This is a genomic window from Streptomyces poriticola (assembly GCF_036689765.1).
Taxonomy (GTDB): domain Bacteria; phylum Actinomycetota; class Actinomycetes; order Streptomycetales; family Streptomycetaceae; genus Streptomyces; species Streptomyces poriticola.
In genome coordinates, this window is sequence record NZ_JBAGKH010000001.1 from 83,450 (window position 1) to 97,413 (window position 13,964).

Consider the following 13,964-nt stretch of genomic DNA (forward strand, 5'->3'; position numbering starts at 1 on the left):
CTTCCCCGGTCACGGCCTGCACCGGGCGGCGCCCCTCCGACACCTCGGGCGGACCCCCTCCTCAGCGCCCGGCCGCCCCGGGTCGGTCCCGACCGCGGCGGGGCCGGCCCACCCTTCCGCGAAACGCCGGAGGCTAGTGCGCTGCCGACTCCCAGTCCGGGCCCGCGCCCACCGAGACGCCCAGGGGGACCCGGAGGGTCACGGCGGAGGCCATCTCGCGGCGGACCAGGTCCTCCGCCGCCCCGCGCTCGCCGGGGGCGATCTCCAGGACGATCTCGTCGTGGACCTGCAGGAGCATGCGGGAGGCGAGGCCCGCCTCGCGCAGGGCGCGGTCGACGTTGAGCATAGCGATCTTGACGATGTCCGCGGCGGTGCCCTGGATGGGTGCGTTGAGGGCCATCCGCTCGGCCGCCTCGCGGCGCTGGCGGTTGTCGCTGTTGAGATCGGGCAGATAGCGGCGGCGGCCGAAGAGCGTCGCCGTGTAGCCCGTCGCTCGTGCCTCGTCGACGACCCGGCGCAGATAGTCCCGGACGCCGCCGAACCGCTCGAAGTAGGCGTCCATCAGGCCGCGGGCCTCGGCCGCCTCGATGCCCAGCTGCTGGGAGAGACCGAAGGCCGACAGACCGTACGCCAGGCCGTAGGACATTGCCTTGATCTTGCGGCGCATCTCCGCGTCCACGGCCGCGGGCTCCACGGAGAACACCTGCGCGGCGGCGGTGGTGTGCAGGTCCTCGCCGGAGCCGAACGCCTCGATCAGGCCCTCGTCCTCGGAGAGATGGGCCATCACCCGCAGCTCGATCTGGCTGTAGTCCGCCGTGATCAGGCTCTCGAAGCCCTCGCCGACCACGAAACCGCGGCGGATCGCCCGGCCCTCGTCGGTGCGCACCGGGATGTTCTGCAGGTTCGGATCGGTGGAGGAGAGCCGGCCGGTCGCGGCGACCGTCTGGTTGAACGTGGTGTGGATCCGCCCGTCCGCGGCGATCGTCTTGATCAGGCCCTCGACGGTGACCCGGAGCTTGGCCTGCTCACGGTGGCGGAGCATGATCACCGGGAGTTCGTTGTCCGTCTGGGTCGCCAGCCAGGCCAGCGCGTCTGCGTCCGTCGTGTAGCCGGTCTTGGTCTTCTTCGTCTTGGGCAGGTTCAGCTCGCCGAAGAGGACCTCCTGGAGCTGCTTGGGAGAACCCAGGTTGAACTCCCGCCCGGCCGCCGCGTGCGCCTCCTTCACCGCCTGCTGCACGGCTCCCGCGAACATCTGCTCCATGGCCTGCAGATGCTCCCGGCCGGCCGCGATGCCGTGCCGTTCCATGCGGGCCAGCAGCGCCGAGGTGGGCAGCTCCACGTCGCGCAGCAGCTCCGCCGCGCCGACCTCCTGGAGCCGGCCCTCGAAGGCCTCGCCGAGGTCGAGGACGGCGCGGGCCTGCACCATCAGCGCCTCCGCCTCGGCGCCGTCGTCCGCGCCGAAGGCGAGCTGGCCGTCGGCCGCGGCGGCCGGGCCCAGCTCACGGTGGAGATACTCCAGGGACAGCGCGTCCAGGTCGAAGGAGCGCCGGCCCGGCTTGACCAGGTAGGCGGCGAGCGCGGTGTCCATGCCGACACCGGCGATCCGCCAGCCGTGCTCGGCGAAGACCCGCATCGCACCCTTGGCGTTGTGGAACACCTTCGGCCGGTCCGCGTCGGCCAGCCAGACCGTCCAGGCCGTCTCGTCGGCCTCGTCGAGCTGGGCGGGGTCGAACCAGGCGGCCTTCCCGTCGGGCCCGGCGAGCGCGATCTCGGTGACCGAACCGGTGCCCAGCGCCCAGGTGTCGACCGTGGCGACGCCGAGGATCCCGGTGCCGTGCTCGGCGAGCCAGCCGGCCAGCTCGCCGGTGCCCAGCACCGACCCGTCCAGCTGCACCCCGTCCCCGGAGACCGGGGTGGTCTCGGCCTCCTCCGCGCCGGGGTCGACGGCGAAGAGCCGCTCGCGCAGGGAGGGGTTGCGGATCTCCAGGGTGTCCAGGACCATCGCGACGCCCTTGCGGTCGTACGCGGCGCGCTCCAGGTCGGCGACCGTCTTCGGCAGCTCCACCCGGCGCTCCAGCTCGGTGAGCCGGCGGTTGAGCTTGACAGCCTCCAGGTGATCGCGGAGATTCTGCCCGGCCTTGCCCTTGACCTCCTCGACCCGCTCGACCAGCTCGGCGAACGAACCGAACTGGTTGATCCACTTCGCCGCGGTCTTCTCGCCGACGCCGGGAATGCCCGGCAGGTTGTCCGACGGGTCGCCGCGCAGCGCCGCGAAGTCGGGGTACTGGGCGGGGGTCAGCCCGTACTTCTCGAGGACCTTCTCCGGGGTGAAACGGGTCAGCTCGGAGACGCCCTTGGTGGGGTACAGCACGGTGGTGTGCTCGCTGACCAGCTGGAAGGAGTCCCGGTCGCCGGTGACGATCAGCACCTCGAAGCCCTCGGCCTCGGCCTGGGTGGCGAGGGTGGCGATCACGTCGTCCGCCTCGAACCCCTCCACCGCGAAGCGGGAGACGTGCATCGCGTCGAGGAGCTCGGAGATCAGCTCGACCTGGCCCTTGAACTCGTCCGGGGTCTTGGAGCGGTTCGCCTTGTACTCCGTGAACTCCTCGGAGCGCCAGGTCTTGCGCGAGACGTCGAACGCCACCGCGAAATGCGTGGGCTCCTCGTCACGCAGCGTGTTGGCCAGCATCGAGGCGAAGCCGTAGATCGCGTTGGTCGGCTGGCCGGTCGCGGTGGTGAAATTCTCCGCGGGCAGCGCGAAGAACGCTCGGTAGGCCAGCGAGTGCCCGTCCATGAGCATCAGGCGCGGGCGGCTGCCGCCGGAGGGGGTGTCGGTCTTCTTCGGTGCTGTCTCTGCCACGTCCCCGATCCTGCCACGAGCCACTGACACTCGGCCCCGCCCGCACCCGCCGCACCGCCCTGCCCGCGCCCCGGCCCGCCCGGGCGTCCGTCGATGTCGGTGGCCCGTGGGAGGATCGGAGACCTGCCTCACACGTGTACACGAAGGGGAGTGCGCGATGGCCACCAAGCCGCCCAAGAGTGACCCGGTCCAGGACGCGCCGCAGGTCGCGGAGGTGCAGCACACCGCGGCGGGACTGCCGGCCATCGGCCACACCCTGCGCGCCGCCCGGCGCCAGATGGGCGTGAAGCGCACCGCGCTGACCCTGCTCAGCGTCAACCAGAAGGACGGCTTCGACTGCCCCGGCTGCGCCTGGCCGGAGCCGGAGCACCGGCACGCCGCGGAGTTCTGCGAGAACGGCGCGAAGGCGGTCGCCGAGGAGGCCACTCTGCGCCGGGTCACTCCGGAGTTCTTCGCCGCGCACTCCGTGGCCGGCCTCGCCGGGCGCAGCGGCTACTGGCTGGGCCAGCAGGGCCGGCTCACGCACCCGATGTACCTGCCCGAGGGCGGCACCCACTACGAGCCGGTCACCTGGGAGCGCGCCTTCGGCATCGTCGCCGAGGAGATCGGCGCCCTGGACTCCCCCGACGAGGCCGTCTTCTACACCTCCGGGCGTACCAGCAACGAGGCCGCGTTCCTCTACCAGCTCTTCGCACGCCGGCTGGGCACCAACAACCTGCCGGACTGCTCCAACATGTGCCACGAGTCGTCCGGCTCGGCGCTGTCCGAGACGATCGGCGTCGGCAAGGGCAGTGTGCTCCTGGAGGACCTGCACCGCGCCGACCTGATCATCGTCGCCGGGCAGAACCCGGGCACCAACCACCCGCGGATGCTCTCCGCCCTGGAGCAGGCCAAGGCCGGCGGCGCGAGGATCATCAGCGTCAACCCGCTGCCCGAGGCCGGGCTGGAGCGGTTCAAGAACCCGCAGACCGCCCGGGGTCTGACCACCGGCACCGCGCTGACCGACCTGTTCCTGCAGATCCGCATCGGCGGCGACCAGGCCCTCTTCCGGCTGCTGAACAAGCTGGTCATCGAGACCGAGGGCGCGGTCGACGCGGCCTTCGTCGGCGAGCACACGCACGGCTACGAGGAGTTCGCGGCCGCCGCGCGCGCCGCCGACTGGGACGCCACCCTCGCGGCGACCGGCCTCACCCGCGCGGAGATCGAGCAGGCGCTGCGCATGGTGCTCGGCTCACGGCGCACCATCGTGTGCTGGGCGATGGGCCTCACCCAGCACAAGCACGCCGTGCCCACCATCCGCGAGGTGGTCAACTTCCTGCTGCTGCGTGGCAACATCGGCCGTCCGGGCGCCGGCGTCTGCCCGGTGCGCGGCCACTCCAACGTGCAGGGCGACCGCACCATGGGCATCTTCGAGCGGCCCGCGCCCGCCTTCCTGGACGCCCTCGAGAAGGAGTTCGGCTTCGCCCCGCCGCGCGCGCACGGTTACGACGTCGTACGGGCGATCCGGGCGCTGCGCGACGGGGAGGCGAAGGTCTTCTTCGCGATGGGCGGCAACTTCGTCTCCGCCTCCCCGGACACGGAGGTCACCGAGGCGGCCATGCGGCGCGCCCGCCTCACCGTGCATGTGTCGACGAAGCTGAACCGCTCGCACACCGTCACCGGCGCCCGGGCGCTGATCCTGCCGACCCTGGGCCGCACCGAGCGCGATCTGCAGGCGGGCGGCGAGCAGTTCGTCACCGTCGAGGACTCCATGGGCATGGTGCACGCCTCGCGCGGGCGGCTGCGCCCCGCGAGTGACCACCTGCTGTCCGAACCTGCCATCGTGTGCCGACTGGCCCGCCGGGTGCTGGGCGCGGACAGCACCGTGCCGTGGGAGGAGTTCGAGAGGGACTACGGGGCCGTCCGCGACCGCATCGCGCGCGTGGTCCCCGGGTTCGAGGACTTCAACGCCCGCGTGGCCCGCCCCGGCGGATTCACCCTCCCGCACGCCCCGCGCGACGAGCGCCGCTTCCCGACCGCCACCGGCAAGGCCCACTTCACCGCCGCCCCGGTGGAGTACCCCGAGCTGCCCGAGGGCCGGCTGCTGCTGCAGACGCTGCGCTCGCACGACCAGTACAACACCACGGTCTACGGCCTGGACGACCGCTATCGCGGGATCCGCAGCGGCCGCCGGGTGGTCCTGGTCAACCCGGAGGACGCCGACCGGCTCGGGGTCCGGGACGGCAGCCACGTCGACCTGGTCGGCGAGTGGAAGGACGGTGTGGAGCGGCGGGCCGCGGGCTTCCGGGTCGTGCACTACCCGACGGCCCGCGGCTGCGCCGCCGCCTACTACCCGGAGACCAACGTGCTCGTGCCGCTGGACGCCACCGCGGACACCAGCAACACCCCGGCCAGCAAGTCCGTCGTCGTGCGTCTGGAACAATCGGCGACCGACTGAGCGTTCGCTCAGTGAACGACGGACGACGAACGACAACCGCGAACGGAGCCGGTCCCATGGGCGAGCAGCAGCACGTGAAGTTCCCGCAGGAGGTCATAGACGAGTACGCCGCGCTCGGCGTGGACCTGCCCGCGCTGTTCTCCGCCGGACACCTGGGGATGCGGATGGGCGTCCAGATCCTGGAGGCGTCGGCCGAGCGCGTCGTCGGCACCATGCCGGTCGAGGGCAACACCCAGCCGTACGGGCTGCTGCACGGCGGGGCCTCGGCGGTGCTCGCCGAGACGCTCGGCTCGGTGGGCTCGATGCTGCACGGCGGCGTCTCCAAGATCGCCGTAGGGGTCGACCTGAACTGCACCCACCACCGCGGCGTCCGCTCCGGCATGGTGACCGGCGTGGCCACGCCCGTGCACCGGGGCCGGTCCACGGCGACCTACGAGATCGTCATCAGCGACGAGCAGGACCGGCGTGTGTGCAGCGCCCGGCTGACCTGCCTGCTGCGCGACGTCAACCCCGGCGACGCCGCCCCGGCCAGCCCGGCCGGCTGAGTACCGGCGGATCCTGCGCAGGTCCATTGCCCCCGGCCCCCCGGCGCTCTAGCGTCGGGGCATGGGACGGCAGGGGGGCCTCCGCCGGGGTGCGCCGGCGCCACTACGGGAACCGCCGACCGGCGCCGCGGAGAACGGCCGCCTCGGACCCGGAAGCGGCGGTCCCGCTTCCGCGGAGTCCGGGGAAGCCCAGCACCGGATCCCGGACACCCCGCGCGAGCACGGGCCGGCCCGTCCGAGCACCGGCCCGGGACCGTGAACGGCGTCGGCCCGCTCGAACCGGGCGAGGGCACACAGGCACGGGACGGAGCGACTCCCCTCCGGCCGCGCGGGCGCCTCGAGCAGCACCTCCGCCGACACCGCCGGGCGGCCGTCGCGACGGCCGCCACCGCCGCCGTGCTGGCCGGCGGCGGCCATCTCTACGCGACCCGGCCGCAGCCGGAGCCACCCGCCCCGCCGCCGTACCCCGCACAGGCCGTATCCGTCGAGTACCTGGGCCCGGATCCGGCGGGCGGCGGCACACCGGCAGACGGCTTCCGGTTCGCGGTACGGCTGACCGTTCGCTCCGGCCCGCCGGTCACCCTGACCCGCCTCGGACAGCCCTCTCCCGGACTGTCGGTGACGTCGGAGCCCGCGGCACCTTTCCCGACAAAGCGAGATTCACCCCGCAAGATCACCGTCACGCTCCGGGTGACGGAATGCGGAAAAGCACCACGGAACGCCGGACTCCCTTTCCTCGATGTAACGCTGCGTAATACGCGCGCAATCCAGGTCCACAGTTACATCCTCGGAGACCGCTATGCGCAGGACCTCTCCGAGGCCGTACGCACCGCCTGTGACAACGATTCCGTGTAATCACCAAAACCCGCGAGACACCTGAACACACTCGGATGGATCCTGTGAACGCAGTCGGGCGGACCCTGCAGGTTCTCACCATGCGGACAGGGCGAATCGGCCGGAATTCAGCCCTTCTTCCCAGCCAGTACCGCTCTGCAATACCCCGTGTCATAACAAGAGCGTCACAGCCTCCGTCAGACCCTCCTCCACGTTCCCCACACACGCTTAGAGTCACGGCCAGTCACCGCGCCGTCGGATTGTCACCTCCGCCCAGCGCTCGGACTCGGCCGTCTCCACAGGGAAACGGCTGTGCCAGGGGAAAGGACTGATCGTGCGTCAACGTTCGCTCATCGCCATCACCGCCGCGCTGGCGGCGGGAGCACTCACCCTCACCGCCTGCGGCTCGCGCGACGACAACGGCGGTGGCTCGGACTCCGGGAACGGCGGCGGCACCACCGTGGTCATCGGCGTCGACGCCCCGCTGACCGGCGACCTGTCGGCGCTGGGCCTCGGCATCAAGAACTCCGTGGACCTCGCGGCCAAGACCGCCAACAAGGAGAAGTACGTCGAGGGCGTCACCTTCGAGATACAGGCGCTCGACGACCAGGCGCAACCCTCCCTCGGCCAGCAGAACGCCTCCAAGCTCGTCGCGGACGACAAGGTCGTCGGCGTCGTCGGCCCGCTCAACTCCAACATCGCCGAGGCGATGCAGAAGGTGTTCAGCGAGGCCGACCTCGTCCAGGTCTCGCCGGCCAACACCAACCCGGCGCTCTCCCAGGGCGTCAACTGGCAGACCAAGAAGGAACGGCCCTTCAAGTCGTACTTCCGCACCGCGACCACGGACGCCGTCCAGGGCCCGTTCGCCGCCCAGTACGTCTACAACGACTCCAAGAAGCGCAAGGTCTTCGTCATCGACGACAAGAAGACCTACGGCGCCGGCCTCGCCGCCACCTTCACCGAGGAGTTCAAGAAGCTCGGCGGTGAGGTCGTCGGCACCGAGCACATCAACCCGGACACCAAGGACTTCTCCGCGGTCGCCACCAAGGTCAAGAACTCCGGCGCCGACGCCGTCTACTACGGCGGCGAATACCCGCAGGCCGGCCCGCTCAGCAAGCAGATCAAGGCGGCCGGCGCCAAGATCCCGCTCATCGGCGGCGACGGCATCTACAGCGCCGACTTCATCAAGCTCGCCGGCGCCAGCGGCACCGGTGACCTGGCCACTTCCGTCGGCGCACCGGTCGAGGAACTCCCCTCCGCCAAGGAATTCGTCGCCAACTACAAGGCGGGCGGCTACAAGGAGGACTACGAGGCCTACGGCGGCTACTCCTACGACTCGGCCTGGGCGATCATCGAGGCCGTCAAGAAGGTCGTCGAGGACAACGACGGGAAGCTCCCGGAGAACCCCCGCGCCAAGATCACCGAGGCGATGCAGAACGTCTCCTTCGACGGAGTGACCGGAAAGGTCGCCTTCGACGAGTTCGGTGACGCCACCAACAAGCAACTCACCGTGTACGCAGTCGAGAACGGGGCCTGGAACGACGTCAAGTCGGGCACCCTCACCGGCTGACCAGGGCCACATCACACCCGCACCACCGAAGAGCCGCGCGGGGCGCTGTTCCACTGGCGCCCCGCGCGCTCTCGCTTCCGGCCGCATCCGGCCACATCCGTCGACTCATCGACTCGACTCGTCTCGGAGGACATGCGGTGAACGAACTGCCGCAGCAGCTGGTCAACGGCCTGCTACTGGGATCCATGTACGGGCTGGTCGCCATCGGCTACACAATGGTCTACGGCATTGTCCAGCTCATCAACTTCGCCCACGGCGAGATCTTCATGACCGGCGCCTTCGGCGCACTCACGGTCTACCTCTACATCCTGCCCGACGGCACCTCCATGGTCATCGCCCTGCCTCTGATGCTGCTCGGCGCAATGATCGTCTCCTGCACCGTCGCCGTCGGGGCGGAACGGTTCGCCTACCGCCCGCTGCGCGGCGCGCCCCGCCTCGCCCCCCTCATCACCGCGATCGGCCTCTCCCTCGCGCTCCAGCAGGCCGTCTGGGCCTGGTACCCCGAGGCCAAGTCCGCCCGCCGCTTCCCCCAGATCGACGGCGGCCCGTTCCACATCGGCAACGTCACCATCCAGACCGGCGACATCTTCCTGCTCACCGCCGCCCCCATCAGCATGGCCGTCCTCGCCTACTTCGTGATGCGCACCCGCACCGGACGCGGCATGCAGGCCACCGCCCAGGATCCCGACACCGCCAAGCTCATGGGCGTCAACACCGACCGCATCATCGTGATCGCGTTCGCCCTCGGCGCCGTCTTCGCCGCCGTCGGCGGTGTCGCCTACGGCCTCAAGTACGGCCAGATCGACTTCAAGATGGGCTTCATCCTCGGCCTGAAGGCCTTCACCGCGGCCGTCCTCGGCGGCATCGGCAACATCTACGGCGCCATGATCGGCGGCGTCGTGCTCGGCGTCGCCGAAACCCTCGCCACCGCCTACATCGCCGACATCCCCGGCATGGACCAGTTCGGCAGCCAGTCCTGGGCCGACGTCTGGGCCTTCATCCTCCTCATCCTCGTGCTGCTGTTCAGGCCCCAGGGCCTGCTCGGCGAACGCGTTGCGGACAGGGCGTGACACCGATGACCACACAGACCACCACTCCCGAGACCGCGGAGACGCCGACCACCGGCCCGGCCACCGGACTCGTCGCCCTGCCGCCCCACCTGGGACGCGCCCTCGCCACCGCAGGCGGCGCCCTCGCCGCCGTCTCCACCTTCCTCGCCTGGACCTGGACCGGCGCCTTCCCCGGCAACCTCACCGTCTACGGCTACCCCGGCGGCCTGCAGGTCCTGGTCCTCATCGGCGGCGCCCTCACCACCCTCCTCGGCCTGTCCACCTACGGCGTCAAGGGCCTGCGCTGGCTCACCCCCGCAGGGGGCGACGCGGCCCTCAAGCTCGCCGCCCTGGCCACCTTCGCCACCACCTGGTACACGATCCTCGCGATCAGCTTCCAGCTCGGCGGACTGGTCAACCTCGAACCCGGCGGCTACATCGCCGCCCTGGTCACCCTCGCCGCCCTGCTCGGCGCGCTCGCCCTGCCCTTCCAGCGCCCCGAACCCGACCCCGTCGACCCCGACGACACCGGCTGGGAGCAGTACAAGCACCGCCTCGCCCACGGCTGGCAGACCCTCAGAGCCACCTTCAGCGCCGGCGCCCCGCGCCCCGTGCGCACCCTCCCCTCCTACGCCGAGATCCTCATCATCGTCGGCATCCTGGCCCTGTGCCTGACCGTCTTCACCTACGGCATCGGCACCGAGTACGACGAACTCTTCGTCGGTTTCCTGATCACCGCGGGCTTCTGCTTCGCCGCCCTCAACAAGGCCGGCCTCATCGCCCAGGCCACCCAGATCACCGCCCGCCACCAGAACATCACCATCTGCGGCGCATTCCTCGCCGCCGCGTTGTTCCCCTTCACCCAGACCGACGACCAGTACGCCACCATCGGCGTCTACATCCTCATCTTCGCCACCGTCGCCCTGGGCCTGAACATCGTCGTCGGCCTCGCCGGCCTCCTCGACCTCGGCTACGTCGCCTTCCTCGGCGTCGGCGCATACGCCGCCTCGCTGGTCTCCGGATCCCCCACCTCGCCCTTCGACGTCCATCTGCCCTTCTGGGCCGCCGTCCTGGTCGGCGCCGCCGCCTCGCTCGTCTTCGGCGTCCTCATCGGCGCCCCCACCCTGCGACTGCGCGGCGACTACCTCGCCATCGTCACCCTCGGCTTCGGCGAGATCTTCCGCATCACGGCCAACAACCTCGACGGCACCTCGGGCCCCGACCTCACCAACGGATCCAACGGCATCTCCTCCATCCCGGATCTGCACATCCTCGGATTCGACCTCGGCGCCCGCCACGACATCGCCGGCTTCAGCATCGGCCGCTTCGCCAACTACTTCTTCCTGATGCTGATCATCACCGCCGTCGTCGTCCTCGTCTTCCGGCGCAGCGGAGACTCCCGCATCGGCCGCGCCTGGGTCGCCGTCCGCGAGGACGAGACCGCCGCCCAGGCCATGGGCATCAACGGCTTCCGGGTCAAGCTCGTCGCCTTCGCCGTCGGCGCCGCCCTCGCCGGCCTGGCCGGCACCGTCCAGGCCCACGTCACCTACGTCGTCACCCCCGAGCAGTACCTCTTCGCCGGCACCACCCCGCCCAACTCCGCCTTCCTGCTCGCCGCGGTCGTACTCGGCGGCATGGGTACCATCGGCGGCCCGCTCCTCGGCGCGGCACTGCTCTTCCTGATCCCCAACAAACTCCAGTTCCTCGGCGACTTCCAGCTCCTCGCCTTCGGACTCGCACTCGTCCTCCTGATGCGCTTCCGCCCCGAAGGGCTCATCCCCAACCGCCGCCGACGACTGGAATTCCACGAAGAGGCCGAAGCGCCCGCAGTCCTCGGCAAGACAGGGGCCTGACCACCATGACCACCGACACCACCACCAAGGACACCGCCCCGGGTGCCACCGACCCCGGCCGAACCGTCCTCGACGCACGCGGCGTGACCATGCGCTTCGGCGGCCTCACCGCCGTACGCGGCGTCGACCTCACCGTCAACAGCGGCGAGATCGTCGGCCTCATCGGACCCAACGGCGCCGGCAAGACCACCTTCTTCAACTGCCTCACCGGCCTCTACATCCCCACCGAGGGCGAGGTCCGCTTCAAGGACAAGGTCCTGCCGCCCAAGTCCTTCAAGGTCACCGCCGCCGGCATCGCCCGCACCTTCCAGAACATCCGGCTCTTCGCCAACATGACCGTGCTGGAGAACGTCCTCGTCGGACGGCACACCCGCACCAAGGAAGGCTTCTGGTCCGCCGTCCTGCGCGGCCCCGGCTTCCACCGTGCCGAGGCCACCTCGCGCGAACGCGCCATGGAACTCCTGGAGTTCGTCGGACTCGCCGCCAAGGCCGACCATGTCGCCCGCAACCTCCCCTACGGCGAACAGCGCAAGCTGGAGATCGCCCGCGCGCTGGCCAGCGAACCGGGACTGCTCCTCCTGGACGAGCCCACCGCCGGCATGAACCCCCAGGAGACCCGGGCCACCGAGGAACTGGTCCTCGCCATCCGCGACAAGGGCATCGCCGTGCTCGTCATCGAGCACGACATGCGCTTCATCTTCAACCTCTGCGACCGCGTCGCCGTCCTCGTCCAGGGCGAGAAACTCGTCGAGGGCGACCCCGCCACCGTCCAGGGCGACGACCGCGTCGTCGCCGCCTACCTCGGCGAACCCTTCGAGAACGCCCCCGGCGCCGAGGAGGTCGCCGAGGTCGAGGCGGCCGAGGCACACGCCCACGCCGCCGACCCCGACGCCGTGGACGGCGCGGACGCTGCGGACGGCGCGGACAGTGCGCCGAGCGAGACGAGCGGGGTGGACGAGGCGCGCCAGGAGAACCCGGACGAGGCGCGCCGGGAGAACGAGGAGAACGACCGATGACCGCCCTGCTCGAGGTCGAGGACCTCCGCGTCGCCTACGGCAAGATCGAGGCCGTCAAGGGCATCAGCTTCAGCGTCGAAGCCGGTGAAGTCGTCACCCTCATCGGCACCAACGGCGCCGGCAAGACCACGACCCTCCGGACCCTGTCCGGTCTGCTGAAGCCGGTCGGCGGCCAGATCCGGTTCAACGGCAAGTCGCTCAAGAAGACCGCCGCCCACCAGATCGTCTCCCTCGGACTCGCCCACTCCCCCGAGGGACGGCACATCTTCCCGCGCATGACCATCGAGGACAATCTGCGCCTCGGCGCGTTCCTGCGCAGCGACCGGGCCGGCATCGACAAGGACATCAAACGCGCCTACGACCTCTTCCCCATCCTCGGGGAACGCAGGAAGCAGGCCGCGGGCACCCTCTCCGGCGGCGAACAGCAGATGCTCGCCATGGGCCGCGCCCTGATGTCCCAGCCCAAGCTGCTCATGCTCGACGAGCCCTCCATGGGCCTCTCCCCGATCATGATGCAGAAGATCATGGCCACCATCGCCGAGCTCAAGGCCCAGGGCACCACCATTCTGCTGGTCGAGCAGAACGCCCAGGCCGCCCTGTCCCTCGCCGACCACGGCCATGTGATGGAGGTCGGCAACATCGTCCTCTCCGGCACCGGCCAGGACCTCCTCCACGACGAGTCGGTCCGCAAGGCCTACCTCGGCGAGGACTGAGCCCACCACCACCCGTACACCGACGAGGCCCGCGCCCCTGCACCACACAGGGAACGCGGGCCTCGCCCGTGTGCGCTGCCCGTGACTCAGCCCTTGGACGCCTTCTTCTCCTCGGAGTCCTCGATGACCGCCTCGGCCACCTGCTGCATCGACATCCGGCGGTCCATCGACGTCTTCTGGATCCACCGGAACGCCGCCGGCTCGGTCAGCCCGTACTCCGTCTGCAGGATCGACTTCGCCCGGTCGACCAGCTTCCGCGTCTCCAGCCGCTGCGAGAGGTCGGCGACCTCCTTCTCCAGCTCCTTGAGCTCCGTGAACCGCGAGACCGCCATCTCGATCGCCGGAACGACATCGCTCTTGCTGAACGGCTTCACCAGATACGCCATGGCCCCCGCGTCCCGGGCCCGGTCGACCAGGTCCCGCTGTGAGAACGCGGTCAGCATCAGCACCGGGGCGATGCGCTCCTCGGCGATCTTCTCGGCCGCGGAGATGCCGTCCAGCTTGGGCATCTTCACGTCGAGGATCACCAGATCGGGGCGGTGCTCCCGGGCCAGCTCGACGGCCTGCTCACCGTCGCCGGCCTCGCCGACGACGGTGTACCCCTCCTCCTGCAGCATCTCTTTCAGGTCGAGCCGGATGAGCGCCTCGTCCTCGGCGATGACGACACGGGTCGTCAGCGGAGGCACGTGCGACTTGTCGTCATCGGGCGCGTCTACGGGCTGGGGCGACTCGGGGGCGGTCACGTGGGCTCCTCGTTCAGGGGCAGGCAGGTACTGCTCCCAAGAGCGTACCTAGCTGCTGTAAGGTAGTTCGCACGGAGAGAAGGGAAACCTTCAATTCCTTGGCCCCGGTAGCCCAACCGGCAGTAGGCAATGGTCTCAAACACCATACAGTGTGGGTTCGAGTCCCACCCGGGGCACTTTTCCTTCGAATCGAAGGTCTCCGAACAAAAGTGGATGTCCACATTCTCGTGAACATCCGCTTTTGGTGCGCACCGTCACGGTCAGTCACGCAAACACGGTCAGTCACACAAAGTGGCCGTAGGCAATTCCATGGCGCTGCAGTGCGGCAGCAGGCCCTCACACTG

General features: G+C 70.1%; 10 protein-coding genes and 1 tRNA gene. 9 read left to right on the top strand and 2 right to left on the bottom strand.

The genetic code is table 11. The features are described from left to right. Positions 1 to 133: 133 nt before the first annotated feature. Positions 134 to 2,860, bottom strand: coding sequence for a DNA polymerase I (gene polA / locus V5O46_RS00365; protein WP_332882300.1), 2,727 nt, complete (start codon positions 2,858 to 2,860; stop codon positions 134 to 136). Between the two features lie 157 nt (positions 2,861 to 3,017). Here polA and V5O46_RS00370 point away from each other — a divergent pair, with 157 nt between their 5' ends. The 8 genes from V5O46_RS00370 (at position 3,018) to V5O46_RS00405 (ending at position 12,877) form a co-directional block, all read left to right on the top strand. Beyond that, on the top strand, positions 3,018 to 5,297 hold the full coding sequence (locus tag V5O46_RS00370) for an FdhF/YdeP family oxidoreductase (RefSeq protein WP_332882301.1): 2,280 nt from the start codon (positions 3,018 to 3,020) through the stop codon (positions 5,295 to 5,297). A 56-nt stretch (positions 5,298 to 5,353) separates the two neighbouring features. Then, positions 5,354 to 5,842, top strand: a complete 489-nt coding sequence (locus tag V5O46_RS00375; RefSeq protein ID WP_332882302.1) for a hotdog fold thioesterase — start codon at positions 5,354 to 5,356, stop codon at positions 5,840 to 5,842. A gap of 255 nt (positions 5,843 to 6,097) precedes the next feature. Then, positions 6,098 to 6,697 (top strand): Tat pathway signal sequence domain protein, encoded by a 600-nt coding sequence (locus V5O46_RS00380; protein ID WP_332882303.1) that lies wholly within the window; start codon positions 6,098 to 6,100, stop codon positions 6,695 to 6,697. A 313-nt stretch (positions 6,698 to 7,010) separates the two neighbouring features. After that, a complete protein-coding gene (locus V5O46_RS00385) occupies positions 7,011 to 8,246 on the top strand; it encodes a branched-chain amino acid ABC transporter substrate-binding protein (RefSeq protein WP_332882304.1) in 1,236 nt (411 codons plus the stop codon). Positions 8,247 to 8,383: 137 nt separating this feature from the next. Next, entirely contained in the window at positions 8,384 to 9,316 is a 933-nt protein-coding gene (locus V5O46_RS00390) for a branched-chain amino acid ABC transporter permease (protein WP_332882305.1), read from the top strand. Positions 9,317 to 9,321: 5 nt separating this feature from the next. Beyond that, positions 9,322 to 11,148: a branched-chain amino acid ABC transporter permease gene (locus V5O46_RS00395; protein WP_332882306.1), complete on the top strand. Its 1,827-nt coding sequence runs from the start codon at positions 9,322 to 9,324 to the stop codon at positions 11,146 to 11,148. A 5-nt stretch (positions 11,149 to 11,153) separates the two neighbouring features. After that, positions 11,154 to 12,164: an ABC transporter ATP-binding protein gene (locus V5O46_RS00400; RefSeq protein WP_332882307.1), complete on the top strand. Its 1,011-nt coding sequence runs from the start codon at positions 11,154 to 11,156 to the stop codon at positions 12,162 to 12,164. Then, the gene (locus V5O46_RS00405; RefSeq protein ID WP_332882308.1) at positions 12,161 to 12,877 is read left to right on the top strand and encodes an ABC transporter ATP-binding protein; all 717 of its coding nucleotides are present in this window, start codon (positions 12,161 to 12,163) and stop codon (positions 12,875 to 12,877) included. Before V5O46_RS00400 ends, V5O46_RS00405 begins: the two co-directional genes overlap by 4 nt. A gap of 86 nt (positions 12,878 to 12,963) precedes the next feature. Here the strand turns inward: V5O46_RS00405 and V5O46_RS00410 are convergent, their stop codons facing one another. Then, positions 12,964 to 13,620 (bottom strand): ANTAR domain-containing response regulator, encoded by a 657-nt coding sequence (locus V5O46_RS00410; protein WP_332882309.1) that lies wholly within the window; start codon positions 13,618 to 13,620, stop codon positions 12,964 to 12,966. 101 nt (positions 13,621 to 13,721) lie between these two features. Between V5O46_RS00410 and V5O46_RS00415 the strand changes: the two genes are divergently transcribed. Beyond that, positions 13,722 to 13,796 (top strand) — tRNA-Leu (locus tag V5O46_RS00415). Positions 13,797 to 13,964: the final 168 nt, after the last annotated feature.

Coding starts and splice junctions, on each gene's coding strand:
- V5O46_RS00370 (WP_332882301.1), top strand. CDS start 3,018: ATGGCCACCAAGCCGCCCAAGAGTGACCCGGTCCAGGACGCGCCGCAG.
- V5O46_RS00400 (WP_332882307.1), top strand. CDS start 11,154: ATGACCACCGACACCACCACCAAGGACACCGCCCCGGGTGCCACCGAC.
- V5O46_RS00375 (WP_332882302.1), top strand. CDS start 5,354: ATGGGCGAGCAGCAGCACGTGAAGTTCCCGCAGGAGGTCATAGACGAG.
- V5O46_RS00405 (WP_332882308.1), top strand. CDS start 12,161: ATGACCGCCCTGCTCGAGGTCGAGGACCTCCGCGTCGCCTACGGCAAG.
- V5O46_RS00395 (WP_332882306.1), top strand. CDS start 9,322: ATGACCACACAGACCACCACTCCCGAGACCGCGGAGACGCCGACCACC.